Genomic DNA, 18,586 nt, shown 5'->3' on the forward strand with positions numbered 1-18,586 from the left:
CTAGGCACCTTCGACGCGGTCGTCATCGGGCTGGGCTCGATGATCGGCGCCGGCATCTTCGTGGCGCTCGGACCGGCCGCCGCCGCGGCGGGGTCCGGGCTGCTCGTCGGTCTGGCCGTGGCCGCTGTCATCGCCTACTGCAACGCGACCTCCTCGGCCCGCCTGGCGGCGGTGCACCCGCAGTCCGGTGGCACCTACGTCTACGGCCGCGAACGTCTCGGCGACTTCTGGGGTTACACCGCCGGATGGAGTTTCATCGTCGGCAAGACCGCCTCGTGCGCGGCGATGGCCCTCACCGTCGGCATCTACGCCTGGCCGCAGTACGCGCACGCCGTGGCGGTCGCCGCGGTGGTCGCGCTGACCGCGGTGAACTACGCCGGCGTGCAGAAATCGGCCCTGCTCACCAGGATCATCGTCGCGACCGTGCTGGCGGTGCTGGCCGCTGTGGTGGTGGTACTCGCCGGGGCCGGGGAGGCCGCCAGGCTGAGCGTGAGCGCCGACGTCAGCCCCGCAGGCGTGCTGCAGGCGGCCGGTCTGCTGTTCTTCGCCTTCGCCGGTTATGCGCGCATCGCGACGCTCGGTGAGGAGGTGCGCGATCCGGCCCGCACCATCGTCCGGGCCATTCCGATCGCGCTCGGCATCACCCTGTTGGTGTACGCGGGGGTGGCCGTCGCCGTGCTGTCGGTGCTCGGCGGCGACCGGCTGGCCACCGCCGCCGCCCCGCTCGCCGATGCGGTCACCGCAGCCGGCCATCCGTACCTCGCGCCACTGGTGCGCGCCGGTGCGGCGGTGGCCGCGCTCGGATCGCTGCTGGCGCTGGTGCTCGGAGTGTCACGCACGACGTTGGCGATGGCCCGCGACCGCCACCTGCCGACCTTCCTGGCCGCGGTACATCCGCGCTTCGGTGGCCCGCACCGCGCGGAGGTGGCCGTCGGCGCGATCGTCGCGGTGCTCGCCGCCTTCGTGGATGTGCGTGCGGCGATCGGCTTTTCGTCCTTCGCGGTGCTGGTGTACTACGCGATCGCCAACGCGAGCGCCTGGACCCTGGAACCGCGGCGGCGGCTGGTGCCCGCGGTGGGGTTGGCCGGCTGCCTGGTGCTGGCGTTCACGTTGCCGGTCACCTCGGTGCTGGCCGGGTGCGCGGTCGTCGGCCTCGGCGCCGCGCTGTATGCGGCCCGACGGTTTACCGTGTTCCGATGACCAAGCTGTCCTGGAAGTACGTCGGACCCGACGCCGATGTCGTCGCGCCCGATGAACGGTTGAGCTGGCCCCGCACGCTCGGTATCGGCGCCCAGCATGTGGTGGCGATGTTCGGGGCGACCTTCCTGGTGCCGGTGCTGACCGGCTTCCCGCCGGCCACCACCCTGCTGTTCTCCGGCGTCGGCACCATCCTGTTCCTGCTGATCACCGGCAACCGGCTGCCCAGCTATCTGGGATCGAGCTTCTCGGTCATCGCACCGGTCACCGCGGCGGTCGCCTCGCAGGGCACCGGTAGCGCCCTGGGTGGCCTGGTCGCGGTCGGTCTGCTGCTGATCCTGATCGGCGCGGTGGTGCATCTGGTCGGCACCCGTTGGCTCGACCTGGCCCTGCCGCCGGTGGTGACCGGCGCGATCGTCGCGCTGATCGGGTTCAACCTGGCCCCGGCCGCGAAGACGAACTTCGAGGAGGGCCCGCTGGTCGGGCTGGTGACCTTGGTGCTGCTGGTCGGTGCACTGGCGTTCTTCCGTGGCCTGATCGGCCGGCTGGCGATCTTCGGAGCCGTGGTGATCGGCTATCTGCTGGCGTTGGTCCTCGGCGAGGTGGACACCGCGCCGATCGCGGAGGCGGCCTGGATCGGATTGCCGCAGTTCCAGACTCCGACGTTCAGCCTCGCTGTGCTGCCGCTGTTCCTGCCCGCGGTGATCGCGCTGGTCGCCGAGAACATCGGGCATGTGAAGTCGGTGGGTCAGATGACGGGGACCGACCTGGACCCCATGATGGGCAGGGCCCTGGCCGCCGACGGTGTGGCCACCGTGCTGGCCGGTGCCGGCGGTGGTTCGGCCACCACCACCTACGCCGAGAACATCGGCGTCATGGCCGCCACCCGTATCTACTCGACGGCCGCCTACTGGGTGGCCGCCGTGGTGGCCATCGGATTGTCGTTGTGCCCCAAGGTGGGTGCCACGATCTCGGCCATCCCCCCGGGCGTGCTCGGTGGTGCCACCATCGTGCTCTACGGTCTGGTCGGGGTACTCGGTATCCGGATCTGGCTGACCAATCACGTCGACTTCGCCAACCCGGTCAACCAGATGACGGCCGCCATCCCGTTGATCATCGGTATCGCCGACTTCACCTGGCAGGCAGGGTCCTTGACGTTCACCGGCATCTCGCTGGGTGCCATCGCCGCGCTGGTCGTGTACCACGGTATGACCGGGCTGGGCGCTATTCGCCGAGCGTGTTGACCACCTTCGCGAATACCGACGGCAGCGCTGCCGAGGCCGGGGTGAGCGCGGCCCGCACCGGACGGATTGCGCTGGCGTGCAACAGTGCTGCGGTCAGCAACCGGTACCGGCGGGTCAGCGCGCGCCAGCGGCGGTCATAGTCTCCGGTGCGGCCGGCCGCGACGCAGTCGACCAGTAGCTCGGCCGCGCCGAACGCCAGCCCCATCCCCTCTCCGGTCAGGGCATCGACGTAGCCGGCGGCATCACCGACCAGCAGTACCCGGCCGGCGGTGCGGTGGCGGACCTTCTGCCGCAGCGGCCCGGCGGCCCGGTCCGGCCCGTGCGGCAGACCGTGCAGCCGGTCCATGAGAGCCGGGAACTGTTGCAGGTGTTCCTCGAAACCGCCCTTGGTGGATTTCAGGATCGCCACGCCCACGCAGTCATCGGAGACCGGGGTGATGTAGGCCTCGGTGTCGCGGCCCCAGTAGACCTCGACGCAGTCCGACCACGGCGCGACCTGAATGTGCCTTCTGATGCCCCAGCGCCGGCGTCCGGTCTCGTCGGCGGCCAGGCCCAGTGCGCGGCGGATCGGCGAATGCAGGCCGTCGGCCGCAGCCAGATGGCGGGCCCGAAAACCCGCCGCGCACACCGACGTCGAATCCTGGGTGACCTCGCCGACCTCACCGTGCACCACCCGCACCCCGGCATCCGCGGCCGCATCGGCGAGTGCTGTGTGCAGCACCGTGCGACGTACCCCGCGGCCGGGGCCGCCGGTGAAGCGGGCCTCGGCGGTGCACCGGCCGTCCAGGTAGCGAATGCCGTGAAAGGACCGGCCCGCGGGATACACCCCGAGCCGTGCCAGGTGTGCCAGGGAGTGCGGCATCAGCCCCTCACCGCAGGCCTTGTCGATGGGGCCGCGACGGTGCTCGACGACGACGACCTCCAGCCCGGCCCGTGCGGCATGCACGGCGGTGGCCAGGCCCGCGGGCCCGCCCCCTGCCACCAGCAGATCGATCACGTCAAGCTCGTCAAAGCCTTGTTCTCGACCCGGATTCGGGTCCGCAGCAGCAGCGCGTTGGCCACCGAGAACACCGCAGCGGTGATCCAGGCTCCCCCCGCCAACGGCAGCGCAGCACCTTCGAGCACGACGGCCACGTAATTCGGGTGCGGCACAATGCGGTACGGACCGCCGTGCACGCGCTGCGCGCCCGGCACCACGACCACCCTGGTGTTCCACTGCTTCCCGAGCGTGCCGATACACCACCAGCGCAGCAGCTGCGCCGCCACCACCACCCAGAACGCCGGCCAGACGAAGCGTCGGCGGGACCGGGCTTCGAGCACCGCAGCGGCCAGCAGCCCGGTGTGCAGGGCCACCATCACCGGATAGTGCCCGGCCCCGTACTCCCTTCCCCCGTTGGCCCGGCTCCACGCCAGGTTACGTTGGGACACGACCAATTCGGCGACCCGCTCGACGGCGACGAGCACGACCAGCGCGACGAAACCCTTCATCGCCTCACCGCCACCGCAGCAGGACGAGTTCCGAGCAGAACCCCGGCCCCATCGCCATCAGCACCCCGGGGGTTCCGGGCGTGGGTCGCGTGCCGATGGTGTCGCGCAGCACGTGCAGCACCGAGGAGGAGGACAGGTTGCCGACCTCGGCCAGCGACTGCCAGGTCAGATCGAGCGCATCCGGCGGCAGCGACAGAGTGTCGATGATGGCCTCGATCACCTTCGGCCCGCCGGGATGGCTGACCCAGGTGTGGATGTCGGGGACGGTCAGGTCGTGAGCCGCGAGGAATTCGGTGACATCGTCACCGAGGTAGCGGCCGACGAAGGCGGGTACCTCGGCACTGAGCACGATCTCGAAACCGTCCGTGCCGATATTCCAGCCCATCGCGTCCAACGAGTCCGGGTACAGGTGGCTGCGCGAGTCCAGCACATCCGGGCCCGCCGGGTTCAACTGCGCGGCGCGTTCCTGACCGACCGCTACCACGGCCGCCGCGCCGTCGCCGAACAACGCGCCGGCGACCAACGTCGGCATCGACGGATGATGTTTGCGGGTCAGCGAACACAGCTCCACCGAGACCAGCACCGCCACCTTGTCCGGGGCGCCGCGCAGGTAGTCGTGTAGCCGGGCGATACCCGCCGCGCCCGCCACGCAGCCGAGCCCGAAGATCGGAATACGGCGGACATCGGGCCGCAGCCCGACCCGGCCGGCGATCCGGGCGTCCAGTGAGGGCACCGCCGCGCCGGTCACCGTGGTGGTCACGATCAGATCGACGTCCGCCGGGCGCAGTCCGGCCTCCTCGAGCGCGCCCGAGAGTGCCGCCACACCGAGTTCCGTTGCATGCTCGATGAATAGGTTGTTCGACTCACCGAAGTCGGTGAGCCCCGGATAGTCCTCCAGCGGGCAGACCAGGTAGCGGCTTTCCACCTTGGCGCTCTTGTGCAGTCGGCGTACGGCGTCTTCGAGCCCCTGGTAACCCGGCAATTCGAGCAGGGCATCGGTGATCTCATCCTGGGTGTAGCGGTACCGCGGCAGCACCCCGTGCACACCGGCGATCGAGCTGTAACTGGGCATCACGGGGAGATTAACGGCCATACCCTCACTACGGAGGGCTACCTCTTCCGGTTCAACGGCTCTTCGACGAATCCGATGCTGTCGTGCATCCGGGCACGAACTTTGTTGAGCGGTACCAGGACTGTTACCCGCCCGGTCCGGCCAAAGTCAGGGCTCCTGGACCTCCACGTGTGCGCGTATCCGGCCCTGCTCGTCCAGCCAGCCCTTGGACTGGGCGTAGCCGACCATGCCGGAGAGATTGTGTTCCCATTCGGGGTCTCCGGCGCGACCGGCCAGCGCGGCGAGACCGGCGGGGTCCACCCAGGAATGCGACGGGGTGACCACGACGACTTTGAACGAGGTGAAGTCGTCGGGTTCGACGACCTCGACCGACGGAGGTGTGCTGGTGGTGTCGACGCGCAGATACATGGACGTCCTCATCCTCGGCGGTGGCGTTGGTCACGGGCGGGTACACCGTTGTCGCCCTCGATCGAGAGCGCGTAGGTACCGATGGCGAAGGCCATCGCAGGTCCGGTGATGGACAGCGCGCGGTGATCCACATTCTCCATGCCGTCGCGCGGGGTGCCGTTCTGCGGATCGAATGCGACGCCGGCCCGCCCGCCCCACAGCCGAGCCTGGACGGCGGTCTTGAGTTGGGTCGAGCCGGTGGTCACCCCGCCCACGGGCACCCCGGCCTTGACGAACGGACTGTAGTCACCGGTGTCACCCAGTGGCAGATCGGCCGGCCGGACCCCGGCCAGGTTGAGGTAGCCGGCCAGCGTCCGCTCGATCCCGGCCGAACCCTCCGGTGCCGCACCGGGTCGCGCCGACTGGTCACCGTCGTAGGTGAAGAAGCCGGCGTTCGTCGAACCGAGCATATCGGCGTCGAGGTAGGCGGCGATGTCGTCGAGTTGTCCGGCGTCCAGTCCGGCGACGTATTTCCCGGCGGCCCCGAGACGTTCCGATCCCCAGAAGGCGAACCGCACTCCGTTGCCGACCTGGGGCTCCGCACCGAGCGCGTCGGCGATGGCCAGCAGTGCGGCCACCCCGGTGCCGTTGTCGTTGAGGCCCGGGCTGCGCGGGGCACTGTCCAGGTTCGCCCCGGCCACCACGACGTTCCCGGTATCCCCGGTTTTCGTCTGGGCGATGACGTTTCGCGATTTCGCGACGGAGGCCTCGGCATCGAGGTTGAGCCGGACCGGTGCCGTGGTGCGACGCAGCGCCGCATCGGTGGTGCGGTCGATGACCGCGACCGGCACCGTCAGCTTCTGGTAGTAGCCGGGCTCGAACAGGCCCTCGGTCCCGCCGTCGCTCACCACCAGCAGGGCAACCGCCCCCTTGGCGATCGCGGCGTTCTGCTTGGCCACCACCGAGCATTCGGTGTCGTCGACGATCACCACCGCACCGCGCACGTCACCGTAGTCGGCGGCCGCGCAGCCGGCCGGTTCACGGGGCCGCAGCGACTCCCCGCGCACCCCGCCGCGCGGCGTCCCCGCCAGCGGAGATGCCTGGGTGACGGAATAGCTGCGTCCGGCGATCTCCAGGGTGGGCTTGCCCGGGTTGCCCATGTCCAGCCACTCGAACTCCGGGGTGCTGACCTCGAAGCCCTTGTCCCGCAACACCTCGGCGATGTAGTCGACGGTGGCGTCGTAGCCGGGGGTTCCGACCGCCCGGCTACCCCGGTTGGCGGTGGCGATGCCACTGAGCTCTTCGAGGTGGGCGAAGATGGCGTCGGCGTCGACCTGCTCTGCCAACGCCCAGGCGGTGGGCACGGGATCGGGTTCGGGGGGCGCCGAGCACGACGCCAGCATCAGGGCGGTGACGACAGCCGGGGCGGCCAGCACCCTTCTCATGAACGGGACTGTACGTGCCGGGTGCGGTCCTCGCGCACCGGAACTCCGTTGCGGCCGCTGATGTCCTGTGCATACAGCGCGGCCGAGTAGCCGACCCCGCGGCCGAGGATCTCCAGCGCGGTGTGGTCGATCTGGTCCAGGGTGTCGGTCTTCTTGTGATAGTTGGGGTCGAACGGCTGATCCGCCTTCCCGCCCCACAACTCGGCCTCTTCGGCGGTCATGTTCTCCTCGGCCCCGGAGAACAGTCCGCCGGACGGTATCCCGGCGGCGGTGAAGGCGTCGTAATCGGAGCGGCCGTCGAAACTGGTGTCCCGCGCCGGTTTGCCTGCCGAGTCGAGATAGGCGACCAGCATGCGTTCGATACCGGCCGATCCCTCCGGCACCCGGGGCACCCGGCCGTCGGCCGTCGGCGGCGCCGACTGGTTTCCGTCATAGGTGAAGTAGCCCGGATTGGGCGAACCCACCATGTCGTAGTTGAGGTAGAGCGCAATGTCCTTGAGTTCCTCGGCGTTCAGCCTGCCGACATAATCGCTGCTGCCGAGCAGACCCAACTCCTCGGCGCCCCAGAACGCGAACCGCACGGCGTTCTCCACCTCCGGTGACGGGCCCATCTGCAGCGCGGTTTCCAGCACCGCCGCCACCCCCGAACCGTTGTCGTTGATACCGGGCCCTTCCGGCACGCTGTCCAGGTGCCCGCCCAGCATGACGACGTTCTCGGTGGAGCCGGTCTTGGTCTGGGCAATGACATTGCTGGTCTTGTTCACGTTGACGCCGGCGGTGAGTTTGATGACGGCCTGGGCGGGGTTGGCCCGCAACCGGGCGCCTTCGGCCTTGCTGACGCTGACGACCGGGATCTTGACGTCGGTGCTGCTGCCCAGGGTGCCACCGAACTCCTCGACCGGGCGGTCGACGTTGTCGGCCACGATCAGTGCCACCGCGCCCCGCTTGGCCGCGATCGTCTGCTTGTCACCGAACTGGCAGGAGCCGCGATCCACCAGGACCACCGCACCCGATACCGGCAGCCCCTGGTAGTCGGCGTCGGCGCAGCCCGGGGTCTCGTCGACCGGCGCGGCGACCAGCGGGCCGGACACCCCGTCGGGGCCGGTGCCGACAGTGAAGGACAGCGGTTTGGCCGTGATCTCGGCCCCGCCGACGGTGACATCCGGTTCCTCGGCGAACGGCAGCCGCACCTCGAACTCTTGGGTGTCGGTTTCGAAACCCTTGTCACGCAACGTGTTCACCACGTAGTCGACGCTGGCCTGATATCCGGGGGTGCCCATCGCCCGGTTCCCGTCGTGCTGGTCGGCGATCTCCTGCAAACGGGTCAGGTGGCCCACCATCGCGTCGACGCTGATGCCCTGGGAGATCTGCTCGGCGTACGCCGGCGCCGGCGTGGCCGGGTCCTCCTGCTTTCCACACCCGGCCGCCGCCACGGCGAGGGCGGCAACCGAGAGCGTGGCCGCCAGGGACCGGGTACGAGACTGCATGAGCCCCACGGTAGCGGACTCAGGGATCGCGTCGGGCGACGACGGCGACCGCCGCGGCGAACACCGTTGCCGCGACGGCCGCGAAATACAGCGCAGACCCGAGCGGACCCCACCACATGGTGAAACTCTGCAACCACGGAATGTCGGTGAAAGCATTGGCATTAGCGAACGGGAACAGCGGCCCGATCCGCGACCCGACACCGGGCGTCGCCCCCAGTAGCGGTTCGACGACGAACGGCAGCAGCAGCAGGACCGCGATGACCGCCGCGCTGTGACGCAGCAACGCACCCAATGCCACTGCCAACAAGGCCGCCAGTACCGCATAAAGCGTGATGGCCGCGACCGCGCGCCACGGGCCGCTCTGGTCCAGTGCCAGCTGCGCGCCTTGGCGCTCGTCGAGCATCGCCCGCACCAGCACCATCGAACCCAGCGACATCACCGCCGCGAGTAGGCCGGAAAGCGACATCGCCACAACCGCTTTCGCGATGAGTACTCGCGACCGGCGGGGTGTGGCCATGAACGTCGTGCGGATCATCGACGTGCGGTACTCGCCGGTCACGGTGAGCGCGGACAAAATCATCAGCACCGGCACGCCGAACATCGCCACGCCCAGACCCGCTCGCTCCGGTCCGACGGTGCTGTAGGGCAGCGCGGCGACGGCCTGGATGGCCGCCAGTCCCAGGCTGAGCACCACCACGGTCGAGGCCAGCCACAACGGCGACCGGGTGCTGGTCAGCTTGATACGTTCGGCGGCGATGACGTTCATGGGCGCGCCCGGTACTGGACGGCCTGGTCGGTCAGGTCCATGTAGGCCTCCTCCAGCGAGGCGCGCCGGGCACTGAGCTCGTGCAGCACGATGCCGTTGGCCGCGGCGAGGTCGCCGATCTGTTCGGTGCTGCTGCCCTCGATCAGCAGCGCGTCGCCGTCCCGGCGGGCACCCGGGAGCAGCGCGGCCAGCCGATCCAACTGTGGGCTGCGCACCCGGACCGTTTCGGCGCGGCTCAGGAAATCCGCCATGGTGGTCGCCGCGATGAGGCGGCCCCGTCCGATCACCACCAGATGGTCGGCGGTGTTGGCCATCTCGGCCAGCAGGTGGCTGGATACGAACACGGTGCGACCCTCGCCGGCGAGTTTGCGCATCAGCGTCCGGATCCAGCGGATGCCCTCGGGATCCAGACCGTTGACCGGTTCGTCGAACAACAGCACCGGGGGGTCACCGAGCAGCGCCGCGGCGATACCGAGCCGCTGCAACATCCCCAGCGAGAAGGACCCGGCCTGCTTCCCCGCTGCCGCGGTGAGACCTACGTCGTCGAGCACCTGATCCACCCTGGTCACCGGGATGCCATTGCTCGCGGCGATCCAGCGCAGGTGCGAGCGCGCGGTGCGATTCGGGTGTACCTGCCGCGCGTCGAGCAGTGCGCCGACGGCACGCAGCGGATGTTTGTGCTCGTGGTAGCGCAGGCCCGCGACGGTGGCGGACCCGGCGGTCGGCCGGTCCAGGCCGACGATCATCCGCATCGTGGTGGACTTCCCGGCGCCGTTGGGACCGAGGAAACCGGTGACCACGCCGGGGGCGACCGTACAGCTCAGCCCGTCGACGGCGGTGACGCGCGCCGAACCCCGGCCGAAAGCCTTTGTCAGACCGTTCAGTTGGATCACGCCCGGAACTCCGTCCCGTCGAAGTCGGATACGACGAGGTCGGCGACCGCCCGCATACCGTCGGCGTTGGGGTGCAGCGGCGCGGTGTGTCCGGGGATCGGGACCGGGAAACGGCTCGGCAGAGTCGTCCAGGGCTGCCCCGACCAGGCGTGGTGTTCCCTGCTGGCCGCGCCGGCGCGCACGACCCGGCAGCCGGTGGTCTCGGCGGCGGTCGCGGTCAGCCGTTCCAGTTCGGCGGCGATCTCGCGGCCCAGGTCCACGTCACGGGCGGACAGGGGTGACGCGGTGCCGCGTGCGGGCAGCAGGGTCAGGTAGTCCACGAACACCACCCGGGCGTGCGGGGCGCGGCGCCGGATCTCCCGGCCCACCCGCACGAGCTTGTCGGACACCGCCGCCAGGTCCCGGCGCCGGGCGCCGGGATCCCGCATGCCGCGCAGCGGCGGGAGCCAGCGCAACGGGGCCGGCAACGCGGCGGCACACAGCATCGGCACGTATCCGACGTCGTTGCCGCCGATGGTCACGGTGACCAGCACCTCGGACCCGTCCAGCGCCTCGACCTGTGGTGGCTCCCCGTGCTGGGAGTCGGTGAGCACGTGCGCGGTGGTGGCACCGGAGAAGGTCACGTCGACGAGATCCAGGCCGAGGTCCCGGGCCACCAGGTGGGGGTAGTTGCGCGCCGAACGCATGGCCAGCAGCGGCGATCCCGGCGCCGTCGGAGCGATGCCCGGCCCGGCCGCCATCGACGAGCCGAGCGCCACGAACCGGCTCACAGCTGTGGGCTGGATGCCTGTGCCCAGAAACGCTTGGGGATGCGGCCGGCGTGCCGGGCCAGATACCCGGCAGTGACGCCGGCCGCCATCGCCGCGGCCATCGCCGCCGGATCGGCGGCCCTGGTAACGGCGGTCGCCAACAACACGGCGTCGCAGCCGAGTTCCATCGCCAGCGCGGCGTCGCTGGCGGTGCCGATGCCGGCGTCCAGGATCACCGGCACGTTCGCCTGCTCGACGATCATCTCGATGTGATGCGGGTTGGCGATCCCCAGCCCGGTGCCGATCGGTGAGCCGAGCGGCATCACCGCCGCGCAGCCGGTGTCCTCCAGCCGGCGCGCCAGCACCGGGTCGTCGTTGGTGTAAGGCAGCACGGTGAAACCGTCGTCCACCAATTGCTCTGCCGCGCTGACCAATTCGATGGCGTCGGGCAGCAGCGTGCGCTCGTCGGCGATGACTTCCAGCTTCACCCAGTCGGTGCCGAGCGCTTCCCGGGCCAGTCGTGCGGTCAGCACCGCCTCGGCGGCACCCCGGCAACCGGCGGTGTTGGGCAGCGGCGTGATGCCCAGGCGGCTGAGCAGATCCAGTACTCCGGTACCTGTTTCGGCGTCCACGCGGCGCATCGCCACGGTGGTCAGTTCGGTGCCGGAGGCGATCAGCGCCTCCTCCAGCACGGCCAGGTTCGCCGCGCCGCCGGTGCCCATGATCAACCGGGACCCGAACTCGCGCCCGGCGATGGTCAGCTTGTCCTGGCTAGCCACCCTGCACCGCCGTCACCACTTCCACCCGGGTGCCACCGGTCAGTTCGGTGTGCCACGACGACCGGGGCAGTACTTCCCAGTCCACCGCCACCGCGATGCCTTTCTCCGGGAACCCCAACCGATCCATCAATTGCCCGACCGTGGTGCCGTCGGGCACCTCGGCTTCCTCACCGTTGACCAGCAAAATCATGTCGTCCCTCAAAGTCCTGCACGTGTTGCGAGTTCTGCAAGTTCAGCGGCGATCCGCTCGGCCGTCCACGGGGCGAGCAGAAAACCGTTGCGTCCGTGGCCGGTGGCGGCCAGCGTCCGTTCATCGAGCCTACCGACCAGCGGCAGACCGTCCGGCGACATCGGGCGCAGCCCGGCCGCGCATTCGGCCAGTTCGTACTCCCCCAGCGCGGGCATCACCGCGCACGCGTCGTCGAGCAGGTCGCGCACCCCCCGGACCACCGGGGCGGTGTCCCGGCCGTGCTCGTATTGGGTGGCGCCGACCACCACCCCGTCACCGCGCGGCACCAGATAAACCGGCCTGCCGTGCACCCGGGCCCGAACAACCCTGCGCGGCAGCGGCATACAGCCCTTGCGCCACCGCAGCCGCAGCACCTCGCCCTTGACCGGATGCACCGCCAGCCCCGGCCACAGGGCCGGCGCGTCGATTCCGTTGGCGATCACCCGCACATCGGCGTGCACTTCGGCCAGGTCGGTCACCGGCGGCGCCCATCGCACACCCAGCTCCGCGCAGGCCTGCTCCAGTGCCGAGACCAGGGCCCGGTTGTCCACGGCCAGCTCGGTGTCGGCGGTGAAGCCGTGCCGGATGCCCTGGGCCAGCAGTGGTTCGATCTCGCGCGCGGCGGTGGTCATGGTGACCGGATGCCCCTGCTCGGACAACCAGTTCGCGACGGTCTTGAGATCGGCGACGTCGGCCCGGTCCACCGCCACCACCAGGGACTCGTGGGCGGTCACCACCTCGGCCGGCAATCCGTCCAGGAATCCCGCGTGCCAGAGCTTGAGCGATTCCAGCCCGATGGCCAGCTGGGCGGCCTCCCCCGGCCAGCCCTCGCTGTGCGGGGCGAGCATGCCACCGGCCACCCAGGACGCACCGCGTTCCTCGGTGCGGTGCACCGTCACCGACCAGCCGTCCTGCGCGGCGCGCCGCGCCACCGCCAGACCGATGACACCGCCGCCGATCACGGCAATTGAGCCAGACACCTGTTCTCCCTCTCCCTTCGCCGGCATGACCCGGATCAGGTTCGACGGTCAGGGCCGGTCGTACGCCCACTCTCAGTCCCCGGTCCCGGGACTCCCGTGTTCGACTGAAAGGATACTCGGGTGCCCGAGCCACTCGTCGAACGATTGAAGACAGCCTCGCTGTACCTGTGCACCGACGCCCGGCGGGAACGCCGCGACCTGGCCGAGTTCGCCGATGCGGCGCTGGCCGGCGGGGTGGACATCATCCAGTTGCGTGACAAGGGCTCGGCCGGGGAACGGGAGTTCGGACCGCTGGAGGCCCGCCAGGAACTCGAAGCGCTCGAGGTGCTCGCCGACGCGGCACGCCGGCACGGCGCCCTGCTGGCCGTCAACGACCGGGCCGATCTGGCCCGGGCCGCCGGCGCGGATGTGCTGCACCTCGGCCAGGACGACCTACCGCTGGACATCGCGCGGGACATCATCGGGCCCGATCCGGTGATCGGCCGCTCCACCCACGACGCCGACCAGGTCGCCGCCGCGATCGCGGAGGCGGTGGACTACTTCTGCGTCGGGCCGTGCTGGCCGACGCCGACGAAACCCGGGCGCACTGCGCCGGGCCTGGATCTGGTCCGCCACACCGCGGCGCTGGCGCCGGACAAGCCGTGGTTCGCCATCGGCGGGATCGACGGTGAGCGGCTGCCCGAGGTGCTGGCCGCCGGGGCGCGTCGGATCGTGGTGGTGCGCGCGATCACCGCGGCCGAAGATCCCCGGGCTGCGGCGCAGGCGCTCAAGTCGGCTCTCTAGGAGAGCAGCGGCAGGTCGGCGGTCACCGTGCGCAGCCGGTCCCAGCTGGCGGCGAAACCGGGATGCAGCGGCAGGTCGGCCACCTCGTGCTCGGCCACCCAGCGCAGTTCGGAGCTCTCCCGGTTCGGGGTGGTGTGTAGCTGTTCGGCGGCGTCGGCGATGACGGTGGTGTAGGTCCAGCCCGGCACCTCATGGGTGACGACGCTGACCCGCACGGTCAACAGGTCGGCCACCACGCCGGTTTCTTCCAAGGCCTCCCGGATGGCGGCCTCCTCGACGGATTCGTGGCTGTCGCGGGCGCCGCCCGGCAATCCCCAGGTGCCGCCCTGGTGGCTCCACGGGGCTCGATGCTGCAGCAGCACGGCGAAGGTACCGTCGGGACCGGGCGCCCGCAGCAGCAGACCGGCGGCACCGTGGCGTCCCCAGAAGTGGCCGCCGCCGTCCGACATCACCCAACCGTCACCGTCACCGCGCACGGGTTCAGAATAGGGGCTCGCGAATTCCCACACGTCACTCCAATGTCTCTTAGACTTCTTAGAGAAACACCGAGGAGGTCCGCGCACACGTGACCGTGGAGTTGGCGCACCCGTCGACCGAACCGCTGGCTTCACGTTCGCCGACCAATCCCGTACATCCGCGGTGGTGGTTCCTCTGGACCACCCCCGGCCGCATCCTGACCATCGGCGTCGTGCTGTCCGCCCTGGTGATGGCGTGCGCGTTCGCGACCTCGACGACCGTCAACGACCGCCAGGCCGCCCTGACCACGGTGCTCGACCACAGCGAGCCGCTGGCCTTCGCCGCCGGCCAGCTCTACACCACGCTGTCGGTCGCGGATGCCGCCGCGGCGACCGCGTTCATCGCCGGGGCCGAACCGCAGGACGTCCGTCAGCGCTATGAGCAGGCCATCACCGACGCCGCCGTCGCCGTCACCCGGGCATCCGCCGGGCTGACCACCGAACCGATGATCGAACTGCTGGGGCGGGTGAACGCCGAACTGGCGGTGTACACGGGCCTGGTCGAGACCGCGCGCACCAACAACCGCGCCGGCAATCCGGTGGGTTCGTCGTACCTGTCTGAAGCCTCGGCCCTGATGCAGACCCAGATCCTGCCGAACGCGCAGCGGCTCTACGAGGAGACCTCGGCGCGAGTGGACGCCGAGACGACGGCCTCCACCCGAATCCCGGCCCCGGTGATCCTGGTGGTGCTCGCGACCGTCATGTTCGGGTTGTTCGCCAACAAGTGGCTGACCAAGCGGACCCGGCGCCGGGTCAACATGGGTTTCGTCGCGGGCGGGCTGGCCGTTCTGATTATGGTGGTGTGGGTGGGCACCGCACTCGTCATCTCCACCGCGGACAGTCGCAGTGCCAAAAATACTGCGGCACAGTCACTCAAAACCGTGACGACGATGGCGATCACCGCGCAGCAGGCGCGCGCCGACGAGACCCTGGCCCTGGTCCGCCGCGGCGACGAAGACGTCCGCAAGCAGTCGTACTACCAGCGCATCGAGAGCATGCAGCAGCAGCTGAACACGTTCCTCAACGCCGACACCGACATCGACAAGGACGAGCTTTCCGGCGCCGGTGATTTGCTGCGCAAGTGGCGTGCATCCAACGACCGGATCAACGCCTACATCGCGGTCGGCGACTACCAGGCGGCCACCCAGGTGGCGTTGGGCAGCGGTGAGGACAATTCCACCCCGGCGTTCAGCAGCCTGGACGCCGCACTGTCCAAGGCGATCGAGCAGAGCCGCGGGCAACTGCGCACCGACATCGTCAACGCCCGCCGGGTGCTGTCCGGGGCGACCTTCGGCGCCGCGGCACTGAGCATCATCGCGGCGATCGCGGTGGCGCTCGGGTTGTGGCCGAGACTGAGCGAGTACCGGTAGTGAGAAAAGTCCTGAGCGCTCTGATCGCGGCGGCGGTCCTGACGGGCTGCCAGCAGGCCTCGACCGTCGACGCGATCCCCGAGGTGACGCTTGCCCCGCCGACCCCGGCCGGGATGGAGGAATCCCCGCCCGAGACGACGCCGCCGGAGTTGCCCGACAACGACGACTGCGACCGCACCGAGAGCCTGCGCCCGTTCTCCAATCCCGCCGACGCCGACGAGGCCGTCGAGAACATCCGCAATCGCGGCCGGTTGATCGTCGGATTGGACATCGGCAGCAACCTGTTCTCCTTCCGCGACCCGATCACCGGTGAGATCACCGGATTCGACGTCGACATCGCCGGCGAGGTGGCCCGCGATATCTTCGGCACCCCGTCCCAGGTGGAGTACCGCATCCTGTCCTCGGCGGACCGCATCGAGGCGCTGGAGAACAACCAGGTCGACATCGTGGTGAAGACCATGAGCATGACCTGCGAGCGCCGCAAGCAGGTGAACTTCTCCACCGAGTACCTCTCGGCCAATCAACGCATCCTGGCCCCGCGCGACTCGCGGATCCGGCAGGCCTCGGATCTGTCCGGGAAACGGGTGTGCGCCGTCAAGGGCACCACCTCCCGCATGCGGGTCCAGCAGATCGAGCCGCCGGTCAAACTGGTGGACGTGGTGACCTGGGCGGACTGCCTGGTCGCCCTGCAGCAGCGTCAGGTCGACGCGGTGAGCACCGATGATTCGATTCTGGCCGGCCTGGTCAGCCAGGATCCGTATCTGCACATCGTCGGCCCCAGCATGAATCAGGAGCCGTACGGCATCGGGATCAACAAGAACAACCCGGGTCTGGTCCGGTTCGTCAACGGCACGCTGGAGCGCATCCGCCGGGACGGCACCTGGAATACGTTGTACCGCAAGTGGTTGACGGTGCTGGGCCCGACTCCCGCTCCGCCGGTGGCGAGGTATTCCGACTGATGAGTGAAGATCCCGGGACCCAGCCGGCCAGCCTCGCCGACCTCGAGGACGACGACGAGTCCGTCGCGACCATACGGCCGATGGCCACCCAGGCCGTGTATCGGCCCGACTTCGACGACACCGATCGCGCGTCGACGCAATCCACCCAGCCCACCGAGGGCATGATCACGCTGAGCCGGCCGCGGTCGACCACGCGCCGGCTCGGCGGTGGCCTGGTCGAGGTGCCTCGGGTGCACGAGCGCGATCCGCTGACCGCGTTGATGACCAATCCGGTGGTGGCCGAAGCGAAACGGTTCTGCTGGAACTGCGGTCGACCGGTGGGGCGCGCGGACAAGAACGATCCGGAGCACCGGGCCCCGTCGGAGGGCTCCTGCCCGCGCTGCGGCAGCCCGTTCTCGTTTCTGCCGCAGCTCAGCCCCGGCGATCTGGTCGCCGACCAGTACCGGATCAAGGGCTGTATCGCGCACGGCGGTCTGGGCTGGGTGTATCTGGCCTTCGACACCAACGTCAACGGCCGGCCGGTGGTGCTCAAGGGTCTGGTGCATTCCGGTGATGCCGAGGCGCAGGCCACCGCGATGGCCGAGCGGCAGTTCCTCGCCGAGGTGACGCACCCGGCGATCGTGAAGATCTACAACTTCGTCGAGCACGCGGACAAGCACGGTGAGCCGGTGGGCTACATCGTGATGGAGTACGTCGGCGGGACCTCGCTCAAACAGGCCAAGGGTGTCAAACTGCCGGTCGCCCGGGCCATCGCCTACATGCTGGAGATCCTGCCCGCTCTGGGCTATCTGCACTCCCTCGGCCTGGTCTACAACGACCTCAAGCCCGAGAACATCATGGTCACCGAGGAACAGCTCAAGCTGATCGACCTGGGTGCGGTGTCCCGCATCAATTCCTTCGGATATCTCTACGGCACACCGGGATACCAGGCTCCCGAGATCGTCCAGACCGGCCCGACCGTGCAGACCGACATCTACACCGTCGGGCGCACCCTGGCGGCGCTGACGCTGAGCCTGCGGACTCGCAAGGGCCGTTACGTCGACGGGCTACCCGAGGACGATCCGGTGCTGGCCAAATACGATTCGTTCGGCCGGTTGTTGCGCCGCGCCATCGATCCGGATCCTCGGCGCCGGTTCGCCAGCGCCGAGGAGATGTCCAGCCAGTTGCTGGGCGTCCTGCGCGAGGTGGTCGCACAGGACAGTGGGGTGCCACGCCCGGGCCTGTCCACGGTGTTCAGCCCGCCACGGTCCACCTTCGGTGTCGAATTGCTGGTCGCGCACACCGACGTCTATCTGGACGGTCAGGTGCACTCGGAGAAGCTGACCGCCCCGGAGATCGTCAAGGCGTTGCAGGTTCCGCTGGTCGACCCCGCCGACGTCGGGGCGCCCATCCTGTCGGCCACCGTGCTCAGTCAGCCGGTGCAGACCCTGGATTCGTTGCGCGCCGCGCGGCACGGGACGCTGGACTCCGAGGGCATCGACCTGTCCGAATCGGTGGAGTTGCCGCTGATGGAGGTCCGCGCGCTGCTGGACCTCGGCGACGTCGCCAAGGCCACCCGCAAGCTCGACGATCTGGCCGAGCGGGTCGGCTGGCGCTGGCGACTGGTCTGGTTCCGCGGGGTGGCCGCCCTGCTGACCGCCGACTACGACACGGCCACAAAGTATTTCACCGAGGTGCTGGACACCCTGCCCGGTGAGCTGGCGCCCAAGCTGGCACTGGCCGCGACGGCCGAACTGGCGGGCAGCTCCGACGAGCGCCGGTTCTATCAGACGGTGTGGCGCACCGACAACGGCGTCATCTCGGCCGGTTTCGGCCTGGCCCGCGCGCAGTCCGCCGCCGGGGAACGTGACGATGCGGTGCGCACGCTGGATCAGGTGCCGCCCACCTCAAGGCATTTCACGGTGGCGCGGCTGACCAGTTCGGTGACGCTGCTGTCCGGCCGGTCCATCAACGAGGTGTCCGAACAGCAGATCCGCAGTGCCGCCCGGCGTGTGGAGGCGCTGCCGGAGAGCGAGCCGCGGGTGCTGCAGATCCGGGCTCTGGTGCTGGGCACCGCGATGGACTGGCTGGCCGACAACACCGCCAGTACCAACCATATTCTCGGTTTCCCGTTCACCCAGCACGGTCTGCAACTCGGCGTGGAGGCCTCGCTGCGCGGACTGGCCCGGGTGGCGCCCACCCAGGAACACCGTTATGCGCTGGTCGATCTGGCCAACAGCGTGCGGCCGATGAGCACGTTCTGA

General features: G+C 69.5%; 19 protein-coding genes and 1 riboswitch. Of the genes, 6 read left to right on the forward strand and 13 right to left on the reverse strand.

Annotated features, from left to right (window positions below):
- Positions 1–39 precede the first annotated feature (39 nt).
- On the forward strand, positions 40–1,200 hold the full coding sequence (locus V4U86_RS24865; protein WP_395312205.1) for an APC family permease: 1,161 nt from the start codon (positions 40–42) through the stop codon (positions 1,198–1,200).
- A complete protein-coding gene (locus V4U86_RS24870) occupies positions 1,197–2,441 on the forward strand; it encodes a uracil-xanthine permease family protein (protein WP_395308514.1) in 1,245 nt (414 codons plus the stop codon). Before V4U86_RS24865 ends, V4U86_RS24870 begins: the two co-directional genes overlap by 4 nt.
- Here V4U86_RS24870 and V4U86_RS24875 read toward each other — a convergent pair.
- From V4U86_RS24875 to thiO, 12 genes are all read right to left on the reverse strand, one after another.
- The gene (locus V4U86_RS24875; RefSeq protein WP_395308515.1) at positions 2,422–3,438 is read right to left on the reverse strand and encodes an NAD(P)/FAD-dependent oxidoreductase; all 1,017 of its coding nucleotides are present in this window, start codon (positions 3,436–3,438) and stop codon (positions 2,422–2,424) included. The genes V4U86_RS24870 and V4U86_RS24875 overlap by 20 nt on opposite strands.
- Positions 3,435–3,929 carry an isoprenylcysteine carboxyl methyltransferase family protein gene (locus V4U86_RS24880; protein ID WP_395308516.1) on the reverse strand — a complete coding sequence of 165 codons (495 nt, stop codon included), beginning with the start codon at positions 3,927–3,929 and terminating at the stop codon, positions 3,435–3,437. Before V4U86_RS24880 ends, V4U86_RS24875 begins: the two co-directional genes overlap by 4 nt.
- Before the next feature lie 4 nt (positions 3,930–3,933).
- Positions 3,934–5,001 (reverse strand): type III polyketide synthase, encoded by a 1,068-nt coding sequence (locus V4U86_RS24885; RefSeq protein ID WP_395308517.1) that lies wholly within the window; start codon positions 4,999–5,001, stop codon positions 3,934–3,936.
- 147 nt (positions 5,002–5,148) lie between these two features.
- Complete coding sequence (locus V4U86_RS24890; protein WP_395308518.1) at positions 5,149–5,409, reverse strand: hypothetical protein; 261 nt, start codon at positions 5,407–5,409, stop codon at positions 5,149–5,151.
- 8 nt (positions 5,410–5,417) lie between these two features.
- Positions 5,418–6,833, reverse strand: a complete 1,416-nt coding sequence (locus V4U86_RS24895) for a M28 family peptidase (RefSeq protein ID WP_395308519.1) — start codon at positions 6,831–6,833, stop codon at positions 5,418–5,420.
- Positions 6,830–8,320: a M28 family metallopeptidase gene (locus V4U86_RS24900; protein ID WP_395308520.1), complete on the reverse strand. Its 1,491-nt coding sequence runs from the start codon at positions 8,318–8,320 to the stop codon at positions 6,830–6,832. The genes V4U86_RS24895 and V4U86_RS24900 overlap by 4 nt, the downstream gene beginning before the upstream one ends.
- 19 nt (positions 8,321–8,339) lie before the next feature.
- Entirely contained in the window at positions 8,340–9,086 is a 747-nt protein-coding gene (locus tag V4U86_RS24905; RefSeq protein ID WP_395308521.1) for an ABC transporter permease, read from the reverse strand.
- Positions 9,083–9,979 carry an ABC transporter ATP-binding protein gene (locus tag V4U86_RS24910; RefSeq protein ID WP_395308522.1) on the reverse strand — a complete coding sequence of 299 codons (897 nt, stop codon included), beginning with the start codon at positions 9,977–9,979 and terminating at the stop codon, positions 9,083–9,085. The genes V4U86_RS24905 and V4U86_RS24910 overlap by 4 nt, the downstream gene beginning before the upstream one ends.
- Entirely contained in the window at positions 9,976–10,749 is a 774-nt protein-coding gene (locus V4U86_RS24915) for an SGNH/GDSL hydrolase family protein (protein WP_395308523.1), read from the reverse strand. Before V4U86_RS24915 ends, V4U86_RS24910 begins: the two co-directional genes overlap by 4 nt.
- Positions 10,746–11,450 (reverse strand): thiazole synthase, encoded by a 705-nt coding sequence (locus V4U86_RS24920; protein ID WP_234800312.1) that lies wholly within the window; start codon positions 11,448–11,450, stop codon positions 10,746–10,748. The genes V4U86_RS24915 and V4U86_RS24920 overlap by 4 nt, the downstream gene beginning before the upstream one ends.
- A 49-nt stretch (positions 11,451–11,499) precedes the next feature.
- Positions 11,500–11,697 (reverse strand): sulfur carrier protein ThiS, encoded by a 198-nt coding sequence (gene thiS, locus V4U86_RS24925; protein WP_395308524.1) that lies wholly within the window; start codon positions 11,695–11,697, stop codon positions 11,500–11,502.
- 8 nt (positions 11,698–11,705) lie between these two features.
- A complete protein-coding gene (thiO, locus tag V4U86_RS24930) occupies positions 11,706–12,743 on the reverse strand; it encodes a glycine oxidase ThiO (protein WP_395308525.1) in 1,038 nt (345 codons plus the stop codon).
- Positions 12,712–12,824: riboswitch (TPP riboswitch) on the reverse strand. Its footprint overlaps the gene before it by 32 nt.
- 12 nt (positions 12,825–12,836) lie before the next feature.
- Between thiO and thiE the strand changes: the two genes are divergently transcribed.
- Positions 12,837–13,499: a thiamine phosphate synthase gene (gene thiE / locus V4U86_RS24935; RefSeq protein ID WP_395308526.1), complete on the forward strand. Its 663-nt coding sequence runs from the start codon at positions 12,837–12,839 to the stop codon at positions 13,497–13,499.
- Here the strand turns inward: thiE and V4U86_RS24940 are convergent.
- Positions 13,496–13,975: an NUDIX hydrolase gene (locus V4U86_RS24940; protein WP_395308527.1), complete on the reverse strand. Its 480-nt coding sequence runs from the start codon at positions 13,973–13,975 to the stop codon at positions 13,496–13,498. The two genes, thiE and V4U86_RS24940, sit on opposite strands and share 4 nt — an antisense overlap.
- 89 nt (positions 13,976–14,064) lie before the next feature.
- Between V4U86_RS24940 and glnX the strand changes: the two genes are divergently transcribed.
- From glnX to V4U86_RS24955, 3 genes are read left to right on the forward strand one after another with little or no spacing between them, the layout of a single operon-like run.
- Positions 14,065–15,384, forward strand: coding sequence for a protein kinase G-activating protein GlnX (gene glnX, locus V4U86_RS24945; protein ID WP_395308528.1), 1,320 nt, complete (start codon positions 14,065–14,067; stop codon positions 15,382–15,384).
- A complete protein-coding gene (locus V4U86_RS24950; protein ID WP_395308529.1) occupies positions 15,384–16,343 on the forward strand; it encodes a glutamate ABC transporter substrate-binding protein in 960 nt (319 codons plus the stop codon). Before glnX ends, V4U86_RS24950 begins: the two co-directional genes overlap by 1 nt.
- Entirely contained in the window at positions 16,343–18,586 is a 2,244-nt protein-coding gene (locus V4U86_RS24955) for a serine/threonine-protein kinase PknG (RefSeq protein ID WP_395308530.1), read from the forward strand. Before V4U86_RS24950 ends, V4U86_RS24955 begins: the two co-directional genes overlap by 1 nt.

The organism is Mycobacterium sp. AMU20-3851, from assembly GCF_043974665.1.
Taxonomy (GTDB): Bacteria; Actinomycetota; Actinomycetes; order Mycobacteriales; family Mycobacteriaceae; genus Mycobacterium.